The organism is Candidatus Symbiopectobacterium sp. NZEC135, from assembly GCF_025962695.1.
Genome location: NZ_JAGFPF010000845.1, coordinates 1 through 893 on the forward strand (window position 1 = coordinate 1; position 893 = coordinate 893).

General features: G+C 35.5%; 1 protein-coding gene. It reads left to right on the plus strand.

From position 1 onward, the window contains the following. Nucleotides 1-213 (plus strand): peptidylprolyl isomerase (locus J5224_RS30900; protein WP_264628837.1); only part of this gene is annotated, 213 nt, incomplete at its 5' end. Nucleotides 214-893: the final 680 nt, after the last annotated feature.

Genomic DNA, 893 nt, shown 5'->3' on the forward strand with positions numbered 1-893 from the left:
GACAGCGCTACCAGTCAGTTCTTTATTAACATCGCGGATAACGCGTTCCTCGATCACGGTCAGCGCGATTTTGGCTATGCGGTATTTGGTAAAGTGGTGAAAGGGATGGATGTTGCCGACAAAATCTCTCAGGTACAAACCAGCAATGTCGGCCCTTACCAGAATGTGCCAAGCAAACCGATCGTGATTAAATCGGCCAAAGTGCTGCCGTAAACGTTGCTGAGAATTTCTGGGTTATATATCAAGGCCACATTGTGTGGCCTTGATGGTTTCTGGTGATATATACGGTGTGTTATTAATATGATGCTATGGTTGGTTATTATTGGTTTGGCTAATTATTCCCATGCTTTTTTTCGTGTGGATTAGGAAAAATAGTACAGGGAGGATGAATGCATATTAATGGTGTTATTAAATAATAATCATGACGTTATGACTTATTTTATATAATGTGTACAATTTAAAAATATCAGTTATGCTTAATCAAGATAATGACTCCTGAATCAATGCCCCACTATTGGTTGACTAATTATAATTAGTCTGCGATGTGGCTATTGTCTCTCTTTACCAAAAAAATCTTATTATTCGTCAGCTAATATTATTGCTTCATATGTTTTTGATGCTTTTTTTGGTGAGTGATTTTTGTATTATAAAATGGCTTTTCTGTATGTTGAGGTTCTATTAATTTCTTTAAATTAATGGGCGATAGCTCATTGGTTTTTTAAATAACGACAGGTTTTGTGTTTGGAATATTATTGATGTCATTCATTTATGGAGCAGTAAAACAGGCCATAACGTATTGTTTTTTACCTATGGCTACACACTTATTCTCATTCCGCTATTTATCATGATGACAATGGAGTAAGAAATGAAAAAATTCCTACTTCTGCTAAGTA